This window comes from Elusimicrobiota bacterium (genome assembly GCA_026388155.1).
GTDB lineage: Bacteria > Elusimicrobiota > Elusimicrobia > Elusimicrobiales > UBA9959 > UBA9634.
In genome coordinates this window covers 146,295-165,254 of record JAPLKI010000010.1, presented here as the reverse complement: position 1 = coordinate 165,254, position 18,960 = coordinate 146,295, and the positions used below count along the sequence as shown (strand labels likewise).

General features: G+C 51.1%; 15 protein-coding genes and 1 pseudogene. 2 read left to right on the top strand and 14 right to left on the bottom strand.

The genetic code is table 11. The features are described from left to right. Positions 1–63: 63 nt before the first annotated feature. The 11 genes from lepB to raiA form a co-directional block, all read right to left on the bottom strand. Positions 64–1,152 carry a signal peptidase I gene (gene lepB / locus NTX59_03895; protein MCX5784809.1) on the bottom strand — a complete coding sequence of 363 codons (1,089 nt, stop codon included), beginning with the start codon at positions 1,150–1,152 and terminating at the stop codon, positions 64–66. Positions 1,153–1,446: 294 nt separating this feature from the next. Continuing rightward, on the bottom strand, positions 1,447–3,261 hold the full coding sequence (lepA, locus tag NTX59_03890) for a translation elongation factor 4 (protein MCX5784808.1): 1,815 nt from the start codon (positions 3,259–3,261) through the stop codon (positions 1,447–1,449). A gap of 120 nt (positions 3,262–3,381) precedes the next feature. Further along, positions 3,382–5,109: a phosphoenolpyruvate--protein phosphotransferase gene (ptsP, locus tag NTX59_03885; GenBank protein ID MCX5784807.1), complete on the bottom strand. Its 1,728-nt coding sequence runs from the start codon at positions 5,107–5,109 to the stop codon at positions 3,382–3,384. Between the two features lie 152 nt (positions 5,110–5,261). Next, positions 5,262–5,528, bottom strand: a complete 267-nt coding sequence (locus NTX59_03880) for an HPr family phosphocarrier protein (protein MCX5784806.1) — start codon at positions 5,526–5,528, stop codon at positions 5,262–5,264. After that, complete coding sequence (locus NTX59_03875) at positions 5,525–6,421, bottom strand: PTS system mannose/fructose/sorbose family transporter subunit IID (GenBank protein ID MCX5784805.1); 897 nt, start codon at positions 6,419–6,421, stop codon at positions 5,525–5,527. The genes NTX59_03880 and NTX59_03875 overlap by 4 nt, the downstream gene beginning before the upstream one ends. Before the next feature lie 96 nt (positions 6,422–6,517). Then, complete coding sequence (locus NTX59_03870; GenBank protein MCX5784804.1) at positions 6,518–7,138, bottom strand: PTS sugar transporter subunit IIC; 621 nt, start codon at positions 7,136–7,138, stop codon at positions 6,518–6,520. A gap of 95 nt (positions 7,139–7,233) precedes the next feature. Further along, positions 7,234–7,716 carry a PTS sugar transporter subunit IIB gene (locus tag NTX59_03865; protein MCX5784803.1) on the bottom strand — a complete coding sequence of 161 codons (483 nt, stop codon included), beginning with the start codon at positions 7,714–7,716 and terminating at the stop codon, positions 7,234–7,236. 94 nt (positions 7,717–7,810) lie between these two features. After that, positions 7,811–8,218 carry a hypothetical protein gene (locus NTX59_03860; GenBank protein ID MCX5784802.1) on the bottom strand — a complete coding sequence of 136 codons (408 nt, stop codon included), beginning with the start codon at positions 8,216–8,218 and terminating at the stop codon, positions 7,811–7,813. A 104-nt stretch (positions 8,219–8,322) separates the two neighbouring features. Next, complete coding sequence (rapZ, locus tag NTX59_03855) at positions 8,323–9,186, bottom strand: RNase adapter RapZ (GenBank protein MCX5784801.1); 864 nt, start codon at positions 9,184–9,186, stop codon at positions 8,323–8,325. Between the two features lie 103 nt (positions 9,187–9,289). Next, on the bottom strand, positions 9,290–10,255 hold the full coding sequence (gene hprK, locus NTX59_03850) for an HPr(Ser) kinase/phosphatase (GenBank protein ID MCX5784800.1): 966 nt from the start codon (positions 10,253–10,255) through the stop codon (positions 9,290–9,292). Continuing rightward, positions 10,255–10,773, bottom strand: a complete 519-nt coding sequence (raiA, locus tag NTX59_03845) for a ribosome-associated translation inhibitor RaiA (protein ID MCX5784799.1) — start codon at positions 10,771–10,773, stop codon at positions 10,255–10,257. The genes hprK and raiA overlap by 1 nt, the downstream gene beginning before the upstream one ends. Before the next feature lie 525 nt (positions 10,774–11,298). On the opposite strand from raiA, the pseudogene NTX59_03840 reads away from it, so the two are divergent. Continuing rightward, positions 11,299–11,388 (top strand): annotated as a pseudogene (locus NTX59_03840) (prepilin-type N-terminal cleavage/methylation domain-containing protein). 742 nt (positions 11,389–12,130) lie between these two features. Further along, on the top strand, positions 12,131–13,267 hold the full coding sequence (locus NTX59_03835) for a metallophosphoesterase (GenBank protein MCX5784798.1): 1,137 nt from the start codon (positions 12,131–12,133) through the stop codon (positions 13,265–13,267). Between the two features lie 150 nt (positions 13,268–13,417). Here the strand turns inward: NTX59_03835 and NTX59_03830 are convergent, their stop codons facing one another. From NTX59_03830 to NTX59_03820, 3 genes are all read right to left on the bottom strand, one after another. Beyond that, positions 13,418–14,155, bottom strand: coding sequence for a class I SAM-dependent methyltransferase (locus tag NTX59_03830; GenBank protein ID MCX5784797.1), 738 nt, complete (start codon positions 14,153–14,155; stop codon positions 13,418–13,420). 220 nt (positions 14,156–14,375) lie between these two features. Continuing rightward, positions 14,376–15,524 carry a hypothetical protein gene (locus NTX59_03825; GenBank protein MCX5784796.1) on the bottom strand — a complete coding sequence of 383 codons (1,149 nt, stop codon included), beginning with the start codon at positions 15,522–15,524 and terminating at the stop codon, positions 14,376–14,378. Positions 15,525–15,555: 31 nt separating this feature from the next. Next, positions 15,556–18,795 (bottom strand): hypothetical protein, encoded by a 3,240-nt coding sequence (locus tag NTX59_03820; protein ID MCX5784795.1) that lies wholly within the window; start codon positions 18,793–18,795, stop codon positions 15,556–15,558. Positions 18,796–18,960 lie beyond the last annotated feature (165 nt).

Genomic DNA, 18,960 nt, shown 5'->3' with positions numbered 1-18,960 from the left:
CTCTTCCCCATCGCCGTAATTTCTGCACCGTCATCTACTCTTTATCGCTGTAATCTCTTCCACTCATTCCGGGAACCCCATTCTTGAGGGCGGCCAGTAAATAACCATTGCTTTGCCTTTTATGAGATATTCCGGCACCGGCCCCCAGTAGCGGGAATCGCAGGAACGGTCGCGGTTGTCACCCATCATCATGTAGTGGCCCTGCGGCACGATCACGGGCCCGAAATTATCCTTTATATACTCCGCGAACATCTTGCCCAGCATCCTTTTTTCCCAGTATACCTGATAATCGCCCGGCGGAACCTTACTTTTGTCGGCGGGATAGCGGAAATCATCAAGGTACTTCACATAGGCCTCCTCTTTCAGGGGCACGCCGTTTACAGACACTTTGCCGTCTTTCAACTCCACCCTGTCGCCCGGCAGACCGATGACGCGCTTTATAAAATCCTTGCCGTATTGCCTGCCGCCGCACTGGAACTCATCGGGGTCCCGAGACGGGAACTGGAAAATAACAATGTCGCCTCGTTTTATTTTTTTCAGAGCGAGGAATTTTTTATGGGTATAGGGAACACGAAAACCGTAAACGAATTTGTTGACAAAAAGGTGGTCTCCTTCAAGAAAAGTGGTCCTCATGGAACCGGACGGGATCTTGAAAGCCTGCACGAACAAATACATCACCACCGAGGCAAGCAATACCGCCGAGAACACGGTTTCGGACCACTCAAGGTCTTCCTTTATGGCCGGAGGCAGATTTTCGTTTTCTGACCCCTTCTTAACGGCTGTGACACGCGCACCTTTGGCGCTATCCGAGGCTGGGGTAACACCGCTTTGCGGTTTCCCTGACCCTTTCCCCTGATAGCGGGTTTTGTCGCCTTTAAAAAAGGCGTAAAAGCCAAGTACGACAGCCGCCGCGACCCCCCAGGCAAACTGACGCGCGCTGAAAAGCACCGCCGCTACCACTTCGCCGCTGCGGTTGTCAAGGCTTACGGAAAGCAGAGCCCCGCCCACAAAACCGAGCAGCGCCATAAAGACGGCGTGCCAAAGGCGCGTGAAAGCCGCTTTCCCAACGAATTTGTTCGTATCCCTGAAGTGCTGGGTTAAAAAAAAGTGAATTCCCACCAAAATACCGACCCAAAAAAGTTTTTCTTCCATGAATTTTCTCCTATTGAAGTCACAGCACAATAAAATCGTTTGCCATAAGCCATAAGGGCGCCGCGCCCGCCATAAACCGTATGCTTTAGGCCATAAGCTTTTAAGGAATTCCTTACAAACTTATGGCGTATGACTTAAAGCCTATGGCAGCTTTTCTGCTTACGGCTTACTCCAGAATACGCAAACACCCGTAAAAGAGTTTCATTTCCCGACTCCGGCCTTCAGCCCGGCAGCCTTTACGCCTATGGCTTACGGCTTATGGCCTGCGGCGTGAAAAGCCGGCAACCCGGATTTTCACTTGTTCTGGCTTATCTTTAACAGCGACATGAACGCTTCCTGCGGTATTTCCACAGAGCCCAGCGTTTTCATTTTGCGCTTGCCTTCCTTCTGCTTTTCAAGCAGCTTTCGCTTGCGGGTGATGTCGCCCCCATAGCACTTGGCAAGCACATCCTTTCGCATGGCCCCGATGGTTTCGCGGGCTATAATTTTGCCGCCCACCTGGGCCTGCACCGCTATTTCAAACATATGCCTCGGTATAAGTTCCTTCAGTTTCTCGCAAAGCAGCCTTGAGCTGTGAAGCGCTTTGGAGCGGTGCACGATGAATGACAGCGCGTCCACCACTTCCGCGTGAAGGAGTATTTCAATTTTCACCATATCCGATGACCTGTACTCATAGGGTTCGTAGTCAAAGGAGGCGTAGCCCTTGGAAACGGATTTGAGCTTGTCGTAAAAGTCTATGATGATCTCGCTCAAAGGCAGGTAATACTCCACTATGACCCGCGTGGCGGTGATATACTCTATCTTTATGTGCTCGCCACGTTTTTCCTTGAGCAGATTCATTATGCCTTCCATATAGATCAGCGGGGCTATAATATTGGCGCGCACATATGGTTCCATTATGTCCATGACATCGCCGTAATGCGGGAAATCCGCTGGATTTGTAACCTCAATATATTTGCTCTCTTTGGAGTTGGAATGGGTCTTTGCGAGCACTTTATAGATGACATTGGGATTGGTGGCTATCAGGGGGATGTTGAACTCGCGCTCAATGCGCTCACGGATGATGTCCAGGTGCAGAAGCCCCATGAAACCGAGCCGGAACCCGAAACCGAGGGCCTTGGAAGTCTCGCCCTGAAAATTGAACGAGGAGTCCGTAAGGTTGAGCTTCTCTATGGCGGTTTTAAGCGCGGTGTAATCCGTGGTGTTGACCGGATAAAAACCGGCAAACACCACCGGGTTGACGTCTTTGTAGCCTGAGAGGGGCTTGTCTATGGGGTGTTCTTTTTCAAACATCGTATCGCCCATCTTGATCTCATGGATGTCGCGGATGCCGGCGATAATATAGCCCACCTCGCCGGTCTTGATGGAACCGGCTTTCACGAGCTTCGGCGTGAGGTAACCTACCTCCTCAACCTTATAGCTTGCCCCGTTCGAATAAAATGAGATATGCTTTCCGGCCGAAATGGCCCCGTCCACCACCCTGGTGAAAATAATGACGCCCTTGTACACATCATAGAATGAGTCGAAGACGAGCGCTTTAAGCGGCTTGGAGGCGGTTCCGCGGGGCGCCGGGATCTCGCTGATTACGCGCTCAAGCACTTCGCGGGCTCCGCGTCCGTCCTTGGCGCTGATGCGCGATGATTCCGCCGGATTCTTAAGCACTTCCCAGATCTGTTCCTCGGTGGCGTCGGGGTTTGAGTGTTCAAGGTCTATTTTGTTGATGACGGGGATGATGGTAAGCCCCAGCGACTGCGCCAGATGCGCGTGGGCAAGCGTCTGCGCTTCTACTCCCTGGGAAGCGTCAACGAGCAATATAGCCCCCTCGCAGGCCGCCATCGCGCGCGAAACCTCATAGGAGAAGTCCACGTGGCCCGGGGTATCAATGAGGTTAAGGATATAGTCCTTGCCGTCCACCCCGGAAGTGTAGAGCATCCTGACAGCCTTGGCTTTTATGGTGATGCCGCGCTCGCGTTCAAGCTCCATCCCGTCCAGGTACTGCTCTTTCATCATCCTTTCCGGGATGGTGTTCGTGATCTCTATAAAACGGTCGGCCAGCGTTGATTTGCCGTGGTCAATGTGGGCGATAATGGAGAAGTTGCGGATGTTCATGACATTGTATGGCCGTAAGTCTTAGCGTCTTAGCGTCTTAGAGTCTGAGGGTCTGAGAGTTTTCCAATCTTGCATCTTGGATTCTTGACTCTTTGAAGCTACGACTCTCAGACTGCCCGCTTACTTCAGTTCGTCCTCCACCATTTTCCTTATCTGCTCCGAGGCGGGAAGACCCAGCGCCTGTTGGGCAAGGGCGGAAAACCGCTCAAAATTCATTATGCGCACGGAATATTTCGCGCGCAGATACATTTTCAGAGGCACCGAAAGGATGTCCACCCCAAGGCCGACAAGCAACGGTATAGCGTAAGGGTCCGAGGCCATCTCGCCGCAAACACTTACGGGCTTGCCTTTTTTATGCGCCGTCTGCACCACAAGATTTATAAGCCGCAGCACCGCGGGGTGGAAAGGCTCGTAAAGCTCGGAAACATACTGGTTTATCCTGTCCACGGCCAGTGTGTACTGCACCAGATCGTTGGTGCCTATGGAAACAAAGTCTATCTCGCCCAGGAGCGAGTCCAGAATAATGGCGGCGGCCGGAATTTCCACCATCACGCCGAATTCGGGATCTTTTTTTATTGCAAAGCCCTCCTCAGACAGCTCCGTTTTCACTTCCTGGGCCATTTTCTTCACGGTGGTTACCTCGTCAAGGGAGGAGACCATCGGGATCATTATCTTTATAGTCGCGTCGGCATTGGCCTTATAAATGGCCCGCAGCTGGGTTTTTAATAATTCCGGGTATTTGATAAAAAGCCTTATACCCCGGAAACCCATGAAAGGATTGCGTTCGTCCTTCAGTCCTTTTATGCCAAGCTGGGTGGCCCTGTCTCCGCCTATGTCGGCCGTCCTTATGGTGAGCGGCAGCGACCCAAGCGCGCGCGCCACATTCGAGTAAGCCTTCAACTGCTCCTCCTCCGTGGGCACGGCATTGCGGTTCATGTAAAGGAATTCCGTTCTGAAAAGCCCCACGCCCTCTGATTTTGCCGCGGCCAGCTCCTGGGCGTCGGCGGAGGAATCCAGGTTCACCATCAGGCTTATCTTGTGGCCGTCGCGCGTGACGGTGGGCAAGCCTTTCAGACGGTGGAAAAAGATCTCCTGCTTATGCAGTTCCGCCTGGCGCAGCTTGTACTTGGCGATTATCTCAGCCGTGGGCGAGATTATTACCATGCCCTGCTCGCCGTCAACTATAACCAGATCCCCGCTTTGTATCTGGCGGCTGATATCCGAGAGCCCGACCACGGCCGGTATTCCCATGCTCTGCGCGAAAATGGCCGTGTGGCTTGACTTTGAGCCCAGATCCATGCAGAAGCCCAGCACCTTATTTGACTCCCTGATATGCAGGGTATCGGAAGGATAGAGATTGTGGGCGATTATGATAACCGGCTCTTTGATGTCTTTAAGGGAAACCTTTTCGCTGTTTACCAGGTTTGAAATGATTTTCTTGCCGACGTCAAAAATATCGTGTTTGCGCTCGTGAAAAAATTCATCTTCTATTTTTTCAAATTCCTGTTCGGCGCTGTCAAGTATTTCCGACAGTGCGAATTCCGCATTCACTCCCTTTTCGGCTATAAGCTTCGGTACTTCCTTGGTGATAAGCGGGTCGCTTAAAATAAGGTGATGGGAATCTATCAGTTTCGCATGCTGTTTGCCGAGCACCGCAAGCACTTTTGTGCGGATGGCGTCCAGGTCGGATTTTGTTTTTTCAAGGGCTTCCCTGAAACGCTTTATCTCGGCTTTCACTTTTTCAGGCGGGATCTCCTTCTGCTCTATGAGGATGTTTTCCTCTTTAATGATGTGCGCCTTGCCTATGACTATGCCGAGGCTGGCCGCGATACCTTTTTTTATAAGCATAATTTTCTCCACTGAATAGCGGCGGGCGGATAGCGGCGGGCGGATAGCGAATGAATACCGATCTTATAATTTTTCATCTATTCCTCCATTGGCCCTTTCACTTGACCACCTACTTTAAAACCTTATTCCCTATACGCCAACCCCTGCCGTTGTTAGTCCTCGTCAAATTTCCTCGCGAACAATTCCTCTATGGCCGCAATAGCGGCCGCTTCGTCCCGGCCGTTAGCCACCACGGTAAGCGTTGAATCCTTTCCCGCTGCGAGCGTCATTATGCCCATAATGCTCTTGCAGTTCACTTCCATTTTGTCTTTTATAAGCATCACTTCGCAGGCGAATTTTGAAGCGGTATTGGCAAGCATGCCGGCGGGCCGGGCGTGTATGCCTAGTTCGTTGATTATGCGAATGTCCTTTTTAATCATAAGCAGAGACTGAATGGTTTTAGTTTAAGCGCCAAAAAAAGAAATAGCGAAGCCGCAAGCACCAGACCGATTACAAAAAAAACAGAATAGCCGAATTTGCGCGCTATGCGGTGCAAGATTAAAACGCCCGCCGGCAGGCAAAGGCGAAGAACGAGGCCGGAACCTGAGCACCTGAGGCAGTTAAAAATTATAAACAGGGCGAGGGCCGCCAGCGTTATTAACAGGGAAAAGGCGAAACCTGCCACGCTGAGGCGCCGTATAAAGCGCGACCAGTTCAGGGCTTCAAGGCCGCAGCTTGAGGACCCGCCGCATTCAAACCCGAGTTTTATGCCTTTCCAGCGCCAGTAAACGGCGACGGCCGAATAGGCGGCGGCCCCAGAAAGCGGCCCCGCGAGGATCAGCCAAAGGGAAGGCGTTTCCTGATGCGAGGTTAATAGCCACCCGTAAAAACCGCCAAGCGTCCACACTATCAGGCAAACCTGGATAGTCATCGGTTTGAGGCGGCCCCAGAAAATTCTGTCGCCTATTGCCGCGAAGCTTTGCGCTAACGCCTGCTTAACTCCGGTCAGCGTGCGTATGTCCCCCTCATTTTCGGTGCCTGCGGACAGTTTTTCCTCCATTTTTGCCACATTGCCCAGAACAAAACCCGCCATGTAAGGCTGGGTATTGAAAAACTCCAAATGCCGCAAAAGCGCCGAGTAAAAACTCGCAGTATTACCGTAAACCCTGCGGAGCGCCGGAAGCAGGGCAAAAGCAAAACCCACATTCTGACTGCGTTCGTAATTCCAGCCCGCCTGTATGAAGAAAGAGCGCAGGAATATAGAGAACAGGGGATAGGGGCCGGCGGCTGGCGTATAAGGCAGTGACTTTTTTTCTTCTGTTTCCATGCTCATATGTTCTTCGTTTCGCTATATTTAGTATGCACCCTAAACCCTATCCCCTTAGTCGCGGACGGCGACAGAGTCCCGCGACAGGCCAGAGTCACTACCCTAGCCGCTGCCCTTTTTATATATCTGCGCTCTGAACCTGAAATACAGCCCGCTTAGGCCCAGCCAGGGCATTAGCGAATAAGCGAAGTTCATGGCGGGAGTCAGAGTTTCCAGCTTAAAAAATCGTCCCGCTAAAAAAATCACCCCGGAAAAAAGGAAAACGTAAAGTGAAACAGCCGCGCTTTCGCCAAGCAGAGCGTCCGCGACCCAGTAATTCATCCGTTCACTGCCCGCCTTAACCCCGGCTTCAATCACACTGTTGCGGCGCGAGCGTGAGGAGCGCAGATGATATTCCACAAAAGAGTATAAGCCTCCGGCAAAGAGTCCCGTAAAAAAAGCCAACGACGGGGCAAGTCCCGCCCAGGCATGCGCGAGCACTCCCACCGCCGCGGCTACAGCGCCGTTCGGGGGCACCACCCCGCCCACCGGTATGAAGTCAATATAAATGAGTTCAATTAAAACGCCAAGGCGCGCGCCTTCAAGAACGCACCCGTTTAAGGCGCCCAGCAGCGGCCCCACAAGGGCCGGACGCGACAACAGGAACTGCCCCGCCTGCACGGTGTCAAGTTCAAGCAGACCGGCGAGCGCGCTTGAGATAAGGGCTTTTAAGATTAAAATCATATGGAACTTAGCATATGGGGGCGAGCGTTTAAGGCAGAGGGGAGAGAGAAATAAGGAACTCCTTCCCTGAACCCCTGCCCCCTCTACTCTAGCCGCTAGCTTGCTATAGCCGCAATAAGGTCCAAGGGGCTGTCGGAAGGCACGCCGCGGCCCTCTATAATAACGTTGGAATCGGAAAGGAACCGAAGCGCCGCGCAATCGGCGTCGTTTAAGAAAATCGCCTTACCTATGGAGAGGTTCTTGCCCGCCGAGTAATGCATACCCCCCACATTGAGTTTGGTTATTTTTACGCCTTTTTTTATAAGATCCACCGCCTCGGCAAGCCCGGGTAAAAGCACAAGCATGTTGGAGGCGGAGGCTTCCGCCGTCAACAGGTAAGCGGGAGCCTCCGCCACAGGCAGTATTTTCAGACCCACGCCTTCCGGCGCGGCAAAGCGCATTATAGTCTGTCGCATGGCATCGTGCGCTATATCATCCGAAATAACGGCTATTTCACCCGCGTGCAGGTACGGCACCCAGGCTTCCACCACCTGTCCGTGTACCAGACGGTCGTCTATGCGGTAAAGAGTTATGGGCATAATTAAGGGCAGCGGCTAGGGGCTAGAGACTAGGGGTTAGGGTAGGAAATTCCTTCCCTGATACCCTTTACGCTATACGCTAACCCCTGTTTTTTCACGTTCCGAGCAACAGGCTTTTAACTTCACAGATGGCTTTTTTACCGTCTTCCATTATTTTCTTCACCAGCGCCTCGAACTCAAGCGTTTTACGGTAGGCGAAAGCGGAGGTCATCATGTTTATATTCACGCCGCAGATGACCGCGCTTTTTGGTATGTCACGCACTATGGGAAGCGTCACATTCATTGGCGTGCCGCCAGGCATATCTATAAGAAAAATCAGCCCGTCGCCCGAAGCCATTTCCACGGAAGCTTCGGTTATCAGGGCGTTAACCCTTTCCAGCGACAGTCTTGGGGAAATGGAAACATTTTTCAGACCCTCATTCTGAACGCCCACGATAGTTTCCGCCGCCTCTATCAGGTAGGCGCCGAATTCCCCGTGGGTGATTACGACTATGTTGATCATATGTTAACCGGTCGTATCGCCATATGCCATATGCTTTAGGCCATAAGCTTTTTGGAGTTTCCTCAGCAAGCCTATGGCGTACGGCTTAAAGCTTATGGCAGCTTCTACTTCCTGATATCCCTGTGATACTTGGAAACCGAGAAACCGCTTTTTGAAAGTGAGCGGGCCACCTGTTCAGCTATAAAAACGCTGCGGTGGCGGCCGCCGGTACAGCCTATGGCTATGGTCAGGTAAGATTTGCCTTCTTTTATATAGTATGGCAGCAAAAAATTTATCTGGGCCAGATACTGTTTCAGGAAAATCCGGAAAGCCGGACGCCGACTGATATAATCGCACACCGCCGCGTTCAGCCCTGTTTTTGTCTTCAGGGCCGGAATGTAGTTGGGATTGGGCAGGAAACGCACATCCATAACCAGGTCCGCATCAAGCGGCAGGCCGTATTTATAGCCGAAAGAGATAATGGACAGCTTCATTTCCTTTGAACGCTTAAGCTCAAGCATTCCGGAAAGTATCTCTTTCAGCTCGCCCAAGGTAAGCTTTGAGGTGTCTATTACTTTGTTCGCCCCGCCCTTAAGCTCACAGAGGATCTTGCGCTCCACTTTTATCGCGGCGGCCACATTTTTACCCAGAGGGTGGCGGTGGCGGGTTTCCGAAAATCTCTGAAGAAGCGCCCCATCCGTGGAATCGAGAAAAATAACCTTGTAGTTCAGGCCAAGCGCGCTCAGGCCGGCCAGGGAGCGGGTAAAGCCCTTGAAAAACCGCCCTTCACGCATGTCTATGCCAAGCGCCACGAAGCGGAAATGCTTCTGTGTTTTTATAAATTCCGAGAATTCAGGGATCAGCCCTATGGGTAAATTATCAACGCAGTAGAATCCGAAGTCTTCAAAGCATTTAAGCGCCTGGCTTTTGCCCGCGCCGGACATGCCGGTAACAATAAAGATCTTACCGTCAGCTCTCTTTTGTTTCATGGTATTATGTCTTTTCGCCATAGGCTATGCGCCTTATGCCGTATGCTTTTCAGGAGTTTCCTTACAGTTTATGGCAACCTTTCTGCCTATGGCAGTCTTTTTTTCACTTTTTGGCCATTTGCTTTATAAGACTTTCGTTGAATTTTTTTGCCACAAAATATCCCTGGTTTTTGAGTCGCTGGTTCAAGGCCGCCACCTCTATCAGCACGGCCAGGTTCCGGCCGGGCGTGACCGGCAGGCGCAATGAAGGCATGGGAACTTCAAGCAGGGTTATCTCGCGCGACTCCAGTCCCGTGCGGTCGTAATTGGCAAGACTTCCCGGGGCCACAGATTCAAGATGCACATGCATTTCTATTATGGACTGATCCATTATGGAGCCCACGCCGAACAGAAGTTCCACATCTATAATGCCGAGCCCCCGCACTTCCATATAGTGCTTAATATTTTTCGGGGAATTGCCGACCAGCATATAGCCGATGCGCCTTTTAATCTCTATTACGTCATCGGCTACCAGGACATGCCCCCTCTTTAAAAGCTCCAGCGCGCATTCCGACTTGCCTACGCCCGAGTCGCCCTGTATAAGCACACCCAGACCGTAAACATTTACCAGCACCCCGTGCGCGTAAGTTACAGCCGCCAATTTATCGTCGAGGAATATGGTAAGTTCCCGGATAAAAGAGGAGGTGTCGAAGGAGCTTGTAAGCAACGGCACGCCCGCGCGCGCGCAGGCCGCTTTTATGACGGGCAAGGGACGCAGGCCGCCGGTAACTATCAGGCATGGGATATCGGAGAACGAAAACATCTTCTGAAGGTTTGAGCGCACCCGGCGCTGGTCTTCCTTCAGGCAGTAGGCGTATTCACCCTGGCCTATTATCTGTATGCGTTCGGAGCGGAACCGTTCCATGTGGCCCGCGATAGCGAGCCCCGGGCGGTTTATCTCGCTTACGGGTATATTGCGGGAAAGATTTTTAGCTCCGCCGACCACTTCCAGCCCCAGGATCTTGCCCCTGTGCTGCAGCAATTCCCTGACGGTAAATATTTTCTGGGCGCTTTTGGAGACTTCTGCCATTATTTTTTCACTGGCTGCAAAAGGCCGTAGGTGCTGTCAAGCCGTTTGAACACCACCCTCATCTGCTTTGATTCTTTGTCCAGGAAAAGCCAGAAATTGTATCCCAGCTTTTCCATTTCCGCCACGGCGTCTTCCCTGCCCTGCGGTTTTATGGGTACATCTTTCACCACTGAGAACCGGATCTCCGGGCCGACCAGCGTGGTAAACCCGCCGTAATCGGTTTCCGGCCCCCGGTGCTGGGCATGGCGCTCCTTGTATTTTTTCACCTGTATCTCGATTTTAGCCATCACTTTGTCTATGGCGGAATACAAATCGTCCGATTGGGCGCTTGCTTTCATGGTCTGATGCCCGGCATGGAGTATGACCTCGGCCGTGTGTATTTTCTTTTCCACGCTGACTATGGCCTGGGCCCAGACAATGTTATCAAGGTATTCACCCAGCTTTGAAAGCCTGGCCTCTATGAAATCCTTTATGGTATCGGTAAGTTTCAGTTTCCTGGCTACTATATGCACTCTCATGGTTTCCTCCGTAAGTAGTTCCTGCTCAGCCGCTGACAGCGCCACAGGCCGGTGTCACTAAAAGCCGCAGGAACCATGATTACAAGAATTAAAGAGAGATTACAGTGATTTTTTGCCGACTTATTATCTCTGTAATATTTCTATGGCCGCTGTAATCAGGGATCTGCTGATTTTTTTCAGCAGACCCCATATACAATTTATTAAATTATGAGCTCTTTTTCAAATGACTCTCGCCAGGGTCGGGCTAGATTACGCCTCGCAATCAGAGATTTTTCCCGCTGCATTGAATTACACCCGATAAAGCGGACCCGGACAACCGCGCCGCCGGACGCTGACAGCTGCTTAAATATTTATATAATATTCTAGTCGGTCCCAGGCGGGCTTAAAATGGAACGAGCGGCTCTCTTTATTTCAGCCGCGCTTTTTTGAGGACGAGCTTCGGACCCGTGACATCAGCTGAAAAAATAACCGCCCGCAGGCGCTGAAACTTAAATTTCCCGCGACGGCGGGCAAAGGTTGTAAAACATGAAAACAAAGAGCGCTTTTACCCTTATAGAACTGATGATAGTCGTTGCGATAATCGGTATACTTGTCGCTATCGCCTTTCCAAAATTTACCGGGCTTATTGATAAGTCAAAAGAAGGCGCCACCAAAGGCGGGCTTACCACCCTGCGCTCCGCCCTTGGCATATACTACGGCGACACTCTGGCCTTCCCCACCGACAACCTTGACTCTCTGGTCGCAGCAAGAAAGTACCTGGAGAACCTGCCTACAGTAAAGCTGCCGAGAACGTCCCACCCGGAAAGCCGCCAGGTAACCGTCGGCTCAAGCACAACCTCGGTAACCGACACCGGCGGCTGGCTCTATGTTAACGACACCGCGTCACACGAATGGGGCACTGCCCTGATCAACTGCACTCATCAGGACGTTAAAGGCAACAACTGGGATGAGCAGTAAAAAGGACTTTTATCCTGGTAGAACTGCCGGTGGCGTCCACTACTGAGCCACTCGTAAGTAAAGTCCGCGCTGGCCGGGACGATTTTGGAGCGAAACAAGGAACGCGGAGCGCGCATAGCGGGGCTATGTAAGTGACGAGTGACGCAGTTGCAGCCCAAAAGCGCCCGGCCCTTTCCCAAAGGGAAAGGGAGGCTTGCCTTTGAGCGACTGCTTCGTTGCTCCTCACTCACAGACCCCCGGTATGCTCATTCGTTGCGCCTCGCATTCATCTCAAATTCAAGCCTCCAACGGGGACATTACTTACGAGTGGCTCAGTAACCCGAAAATCGCTGCTGCTGCTGTCTTTCATTGATGCGCGGACGGTACAAAAGCGCAATTTCCCGGTTACGGAAGTAGCAGCATGAAACAACATCATTTCTTTCCGGTTTTTGTAACGCTCATCGTCTCCTATATCGGCCTGCACTTCTACGCCGCCCGCTGGCTGGCCAAAAGTTTCTCGTTAAGCCAGTCCAGCGCCGCCTGTCTGCGCATCGCCTTTCTGCTGGCGGCCTTTTTCTCCCCGTTTACAATGTATCTGAAGCGGCAGTTCCAAAGCCCCGGACTGGAACCGCTCTACACGCTCGGTTACGCCTGGATGGGAGTAATAATGGCGGCGGCTTTTGTATTTGCCTGCTCCGATCTGGCAGTTCTGGCTCTGCGCCGGACTCCCGGTATTATTTCGCCCGACCGCCTGACACAGTTGACTCTGGCAGCGCTGTTTTTTATACTGGCCTGGGCTTTTTACGGCGGCTTTAAAATTCCGGACATAAAAGAAATCACCGTGCCGGTTAAAAATTTGCCGCCCGCGCTTGAAGGCTTTAAAATAGCGCAGATATCGGACACGCACATAGATTCAGCCTGGAAACTGCGCCAGTTCGCGGAAGTAGTGGAAAGGATAAACGCAGCCTCCCCGGATCTGGTGCTGATAACCGGCGACCTTATAGACCCGGGCCTGCCCAGCCCCGAGCGCCTTGGGGAACTGACCGCTAAGATCAAAAGCCGGCTGGGATTATTCGGCTCGCTTGGCAATCACGAGTATTATTACGGCCTTGACAAGGCCATAGACTGCTACAAAGCTTTCGGCATAAAATTACTGCATAATGATTATTCCGACCTTTCCGCCGGACCGTTTGGCGGAAAAGACCTGCGCCTTATAGGCCTTGGCGACATTCACAACGAAAATCTTTCCGAAACCGATGTGAAAAACATGCTGGAAAAATATAAGACCGGCAAATTTACGGTGGTAATGTGCCATCAGCCGCTTTACTACGAGCTGATGGCCGAAACCGGCGATTACCTTGTGCTTTCCGGCCACACCCACAAAGGTCAGATCTTCCCGTTCAACATATTCACAAAAGCCTTCTATAGATACTTCTACGGATTATACCGGCTTAAAGACAGCGTTTTTTATGTAACTTCCGGCGCCGGAACCTGGGGTCCGCCCATGCGCTGGCTGGCTCCCGCGGAAATACCGGTGTTAAAGCTGGTAAAGCAGTAAACCCCTCACTTGTTCCCAAAATGTTGGGGAAACCGCTGAGCGTTTTAACGCGGAGCGGACAAACAGGCCGGAAATTTTAGGCTATAAACCGGCCTTGGCTTGTTATAGCCAATATCTCTCATTTTTTCACTCTACTCTGACTTCCAAACCCTATGCGTTCTTACCTGATTCTTTTCCCCGGCTCAGCAGCAGACGGCCCATGTTGCGCAGGGTTTTAAGGGAGGTTAAAAACGACTCTGCAAGCGGAAGGGGCGCGGGGCGCGTATCCTCAAATTTCTCGATCACATTAAGGCCATTGCCTATTCCTTCAAGCAGAACCGGCCTTATGGCGCTCCCATAAGCGGTCCGCCAGCTGCGCACATTCGCCTTTTCCATACCTTCTCTGTTGGCATCGTCAAGTATTATATATCCGCCGGGACTGACAGCCGGGAAAGCGTCATAAAAAACGGCCTCGCGCCCGCAGCCGTTATACGGCGCGTCTATCAGGACCAGGTCAAAAGGCCCCAGGGCCTCAAGCAGGCCTTTAGGCAGGCGGTAAGAAAGCAGCAGCCGCGAACCGTAAAATTTCGGCCTAAGCCGCGCCACGCGGAATTCCACGCGGGCCTGCGCGCCGGAATTTTCAAAACTTTCCCGCGCAATGTCCGAATAGTATTTGGAGTCGTCGATGGAAAGCAGATAGTTGCCCTCAAAAGCGCCTATTTCACGGGCTATCATAAGGGAAGAAAAGCCTGAGCCGAATTCAAGCACTTTGCGGAAACCGGCGGCGCGGATGAAAGCGGCTAAAAAACAACAGGAGGCCGGGTCCAGCGCCCAAGGTCCGGGATATTCAAGTTTTGAAATCACCACCTTGTCCATTTCGGCTAAAGCCGCGGAAATATATGGATTCATAGTAACTACTGAGGTTTATAGACTGCCCGCCTCCGCCAAACAGCCGGCGGAGGAGTCCAGCGCCAGGGAGTGGACCTCCCCTTTAAGGCGTTCCCGCAAATCTTTCAGTTCGCCGTTTTCAGTCATAATAGCAAATAGCGCAAAACGCAATATACCGGATAGCGCAAATTTTTTAATTTACCGCTTACCTTTTACTTTACCGGTTACTTCCCCTATTACCTCATTTCTCGGACCCGGGCTTCTTCCTGGATGAATTCAACTTTTGTTCCCTCGCACTTATTTCCTTTTTACCGGCGTCCAGTTCAATCTGCATACGTTCGGAAGTTTGAATAAGCTCGGCTTTTCTCATGTTAAAATCTTCTTCAAGCAGCTTCCCCCTCAGTTTCAACTGTTTCAGCCGCGCTGCGTATTCGTTTTCGGCGGCCTGTGATTTGGTTTCAAGTTCGCGGTTTTTCTCCTCCCAGCGCGCATGCATTTCAAGGTCTTTCTTATTTACCTTATCGTAAAGCTCCTGCATTTTTGCGGCAAATTTTGAATTTGACTGTCCTTCGCTTTCCAAAGCGGAAACCTTTAAAGCGTCTATCTCCTCGTCTTTGCGCCTCAGAGCCGAGGTCAGTTCGGCTATTTTTTCTCTGTACTCATCGCATTTTTTTTCAAGATCTGACAGCTGAGCTTTGATCTCCGATGAACCCAGCTTTTCCTCCCTGGCGCTTATTGCCTTTTCCTTGGCGTCCAGCTCCAGTCTCGCCGTGCCGAAAGTCTTGCTCAGCTTCGCCTTTCTCATCTTAAAATCTTCTTCCAGCGCCTTAGCCCTGAGTTTTAACTGCTTTAGCCGCTCAGCGGCTTCGCTTCCGGCAGTCTGCAATTTAGTTTCAAGGTCCCGGTTTTTTTCCTCCCAGCGCGCGAGTATCTCAAGCTCCTTCTTGTTCACTTTATCGTACAGCTCCTGCATTTTTATGATAAATTTTGAATTCAGCCGGCCCTCGTCTTCCGAAACTGAAATCTTTATCGCGTCTATCTCCGCCTCTTTGCTCCTTAGAACCGAGTTTAGTTTGGCCATCTTCGCGCGATCCGCTTCGCCTTCCTTCTTAAGGCCGGCCAGTCGGGTTTTAAGTTCATGGGTCTCGCGCCCCATCCTGGCGATTTTTTCCTCATATTCTTTTTTCGCGAATTCATGCCGCATGGAATAATCAGCCTCATACTCCTGCGCTAAATTATCCAAAACCCTGGTTTCCTGCTCGAACTCATCTAAAATGACGTTCAGGCGCACGGATACCGGATTACTCTCATCCCACAGCTTTTTGGCAAGCTTCTTAAGCCGTTCCAGCATTTCAACCGGCACGCACGTCACAAGTATTTCTTTTTCCATAGTCATTTCCAATACCTACACAGATGCCGTCTCAGGGCCTATGGCCTTCAGACGGCCTGTTCTTGTATTCTAGTATAGTTCTGGTAAGTTCGGCTTTAAGTTTCTCGGCCGAAGCCATTTTAGCGGCATGTTCCTTTTCCAGTTCCAACCGGTGTTCGTTCAACTCTTTTTCTTTCTCATCCAGCACATGTTTCTGTGCGGACATCTCCTCGTTAATACGGCTGAGGCGCAGGTTAAGCTCCGCGCGGCGTTTATCCAGCTCGGCTTGTTTGGCGGAGTATAATTTATCGCTTTCAGCCATCAGGTTTTCTTTGGCCGAAAGCATTTCCTCAAGCTGTTTTATCCGCGAAGCGGCCTCTTTTCTGGAGGTCTCGAACTTAACCGCGTAATCCCGCTCCAAAGCGCCCTGTCTTGAGCGGTGTTCCTCAAGCAGGCCCTTGAATTTTTCTTCCTGGGAGGCTATTTGGTCCATAAGGACCGTTGAGGCATCCTGCCGGCCGGCTATCAGCGCATCTTCAAGTTTCTGGATTTTAAGATCCGCGGTTTCCGCATAGCGGTCGCACTTCTTAATCTCTTCCCGCATGCGTTCCCTTTCCCTTAAAACATTCGCCTGTATTGCAGCCAATTCCTCTTTGTTGCTGTTTTGCTCCTTTATAAGTTCCTGTTCCATGAAAACCAGTTTTTTGCCGTAAGCGGAAATAAGCAAGTTTCTTTCAACTTCCCATTCTTTCTTGAATTCAACGATTTTATCCTGCGCGGCGGCCGCCAGCTCTTTCGCGCGCGCTTTCTCAAATTCAAGAGTTCTCGCCCGATCGGAGAATTTAACCTCAAATTCTTTCTCAAGCGCCGCCCTGCGCTCTTCATATTGAGCGCGTATGGCGGCCACACGCTCCTCCGCCATGGCGTTGGTTTCAACTGATACTTTGGAAAACGCGTTTGCAAGGTTCTCACGCTCCAGCACAAGGGCACGCTCTTTATCGGAAAGCTCGGCTCTCAACTTCGATATTTTTTCATCGAACGCCATTCTTTCAAGATCGAAAATGCCTTCTTTTTCAGAAAGTTGCGCTTGATAAACGGACGCCTTATCTGAGGCTTGCTTTGAAAATTTCTCTTTTTCAGCCAGCAGCGCCTCTTCTTTTGCCCTCAGTTCCCCTCTAAGCCTTTCTATAATCTGGTTATAGGCCTTCTTTTCCGCCTCAAGTTGCTCCTTTAAAGCAGCTTCTTTTAAAGACGATTCCTTGGCATAACCGGCGCGTTCGATATCAAACTTCGCCGCCAGAGCTTTGAGCTTCTCTTCCTGGGATTTAGCAAGTCCGGCCTTCTCGTTTGAATGCTCGGCTTTTAGAGTCTCCATCTCTCTTTCAAGGGCCTTTACTTTGTCATAGGCGCGGTTGAGCTGTCCTTCTTTTACCGCGGCCATTTCGTCTACGCGCGCTTTCTCAGATTCAAGAGTTTTCATCCGATCGGCGAATTTAGCCTCAAATTCTTTCTCAAGCGCCGCCCTGCGCTCCTCATATTGAGCGCGTATAGCGGCCACCCGCTCCTCAACCATGGCGTTGGCCTCGACTGATACCTTGGAAAATGCGTTTGAAAGGTTCTCACGCTCCAGCACAAGGGCACGTTCTTTATCGTAAAACTCGGCTCTCAACTTCGATATTTTCTCATCGAACGCCATTCTTTCAAGATCGAAAATGCCTTCTTTTTCGGAAAGCTGCGCCTGATAAACGGACGCTTTATCTGAGGCCTGCTTTGAAAATTTCTCTTTTTCAGCCAGCAGCGCCTCTTCTTTTGCCCTCAGTTCCCCTGTAAGCCTTTCTATAGTCTGGTTATAGGCCTTTTTCTCCGCCTCAACCTGAGCCATTTTTTCCATGAAAGCCGTCTCGCCGGCGGCGAGTTTCGCCATCAACTCCCCGTTATGTTCGCTTTTTGAAACGGAAAGCGCAGCTTCCAATTCTTTTATCTTTTCATCGGCTTTCTTAAGAGCCTCTTCCCCGAACAATAGCGAGTCTTTAGCCCTGTTTTTTTCTTCCTCCTGGCTCAAACGCTCAAATGCCAGTCTGGACTTCAACTGGCCATCGAATTCCTGTCTGACGGCGGCCACGACCTTGTCAAGCTCGCCTTTTTTGGCGGCATACTCCTTTTCAAGTACGGCCGCGCGTTCCCGAACGGATGAGTCGCTAAAGGGAATCCGTTGGCCTAATTCCGCGTTCAGTTTTTCCCTTTCCCGGGCCCACTGCGTCTCTTTTACCCCGATCTGTTCCTGCATTTTTGTAACCGTCCGGGAGTAGGCCTCTTTTTCACTTTCAAGGGCTTCCAGCTTGGCGCGGAAAGCCGCCTCTTTTTCGTTTATTATCTTTAGAAGCTCTCCGTGGTGGCTTTCCTGTTGCGAAGCCAGTAAATTCTCAACTTCCTTTATGCGGGACTGGGCTGAGGCGAACTGCTCTTCGCGCACCCGCTGCTCTTCAAGAAGGCGGCTGCGCTCCGTCTTCCAGGAAAGTTCCAGGGATTTAACCTGCCCACCGTGGTCGGCATCCATGGAACGCAGTTTTTCGTCCAAACCCTGCTCCAGCATATTTTTAAGTTTCCTGTAATTTTCATCCACTTCCCGTTTTTTAGCTAAAAATTCAGTTTCAAGCTCTCTTTTCCTGTCTTCAAGGTTGCGTTCGCCCGCTTTCACCGAGGTTTCAAGCAGGTTGATCCTTTCAGTCAGTTCACGTTCACGGGCGCCGAAGTTTTTTTGCAGGGTCAAAAGCCGCCCCTGGTAGTCGGCCTCAAGGTCTGAACGTAAGTTGTCGTATTTTTTCTGCGACTCGCTAAGTCTGGCTGCGTACTGACTTTCCACCTCCAGCAGGCGGGCATTCCAGCGTTCTATAACAGATCTCTGATTGCGGTCCAGTTCCTCGAATTTGTCCTGATATTCGTTTTCCAGCCCCTGTCTCAGTTGATCCAGGCGGGCCTCTTTTTTTAAAAGTTGCTGTATATCCAGTTTTCCCTCGCCCAGAAGCGACATGGTAGCTTCCAGTTTAGTGTAAAAGTTTTCTTTTTCCCCCAGAGATTTGGAACGGCCCTTAAAAGATTCCTCAAGCGTGCCCAGTTTGATTTGCATCTGTTTTGAGGAATCCTCAGCCAGAGCAAGGTTTTTTTTCAGGTCGGCTTTCTCTTTCTCAATGGAATTCAGGCGTTCAAGCGCCCAGCGCAGCGTCATGCGGGCCGTATCAAGACTGGTAACATCGTTTACAAGCTGTTCAAGTTCGCTGTATTCGTTTGCCATATCTGTTTCCTTTTAAATCGCGCTAAGTGCTCAGTTGGATAAGCTGTAGAGAAGAAGCAGTGACACTGGCCTGGCGTTGCCCGCGACTAAAACACAATTAGGCTGATAATTGCGACCTGATAAATCTTACATATAGAGTCTAATATAGCCCTCTGTTGAAGTCAA

Coding starts and splice junctions, on each gene's coding strand:
- lepB (MCX5784809.1), bottom strand. CDS start 1,152: ATGGAAGAAAAACTTTTTTGGGTCGGTATTTTGGTGGGAATTCACTTT.
- lepA (MCX5784808.1), bottom strand. CDS start 3,261: ATGAACATCCGCAACTTCTCCATTATCGCCCACATTGACCACGGCAAA.
- ptsP (MCX5784807.1), bottom strand. CDS start 5,109: ATGCTTATAAAAAAAGGTATCGCGGCCAGCCTCGGCATAGTCATAGGC.
- NTX59_03880 (MCX5784806.1), bottom strand. CDS start 5,528: ATGATTAAAAAGGACATTCGCATAATCAACGAACTAGGCATACACGCC.
- NTX59_03875 (MCX5784805.1), bottom strand. CDS start 6,421: ATGAGCATGGAAACAGAAGAAAAAAAGTCACTGCCTTATACGCCAGCC.
- NTX59_03870 (MCX5784804.1), bottom strand. CDS start 7,138: ATGATTTTAATCTTAAAAGCCCTTATCTCAAGCGCGCTCGCCGGTCTG.
- NTX59_03865 (MCX5784803.1), bottom strand. CDS start 7,716: ATGCCCATAACTCTTTACCGCATAGACGACCGTCTGGTACACGGACAG.
- NTX59_03860 (MCX5784802.1), bottom strand. CDS start 8,218: ATGATCAACATAGTCGTAATCACCCACGGGGAATTCGGCGCCTACCTG.
- rapZ (MCX5784801.1), bottom strand. CDS start 9,186: ATGAAACAAAAGAGAGCTGACGGTAAGATCTTTATTGTTACCGGCATG.
- hprK (MCX5784800.1), bottom strand. CDS start 10,255: ATGGCAGAAGTCTCCAAAAGCGCCCAGAAAATATTTACCGTCAGGGAA.
- raiA (MCX5784799.1), bottom strand. CDS start 10,773: ATGAGAGTGCATATAGTAGCCAGGAAACTGAAACTTACCGATACCATA.
- NTX59_03835 (MCX5784798.1), top strand. CDS start 12,131: ATGAAACAACATCATTTCTTTCCGGTTTTTGTAACGCTCATCGTCTCC.
- NTX59_03830 (MCX5784797.1), bottom strand. CDS start 14,155: ATGAATCCATATATTTCCGCGGCTTTAGCCGAAATGGACAAGGTGGTG.
- NTX59_03825 (MCX5784796.1), bottom strand. CDS start 15,524: ATGGAAAAAGAAATACTTGTGACGTGCGTGCCGGTTGAAATGCTGGAA.
- NTX59_03820 (MCX5784795.1), bottom strand. CDS start 18,795: ATGGCAAACGAATACAGCGAACTTGAACAGCTTGTAAACGATGTTACC.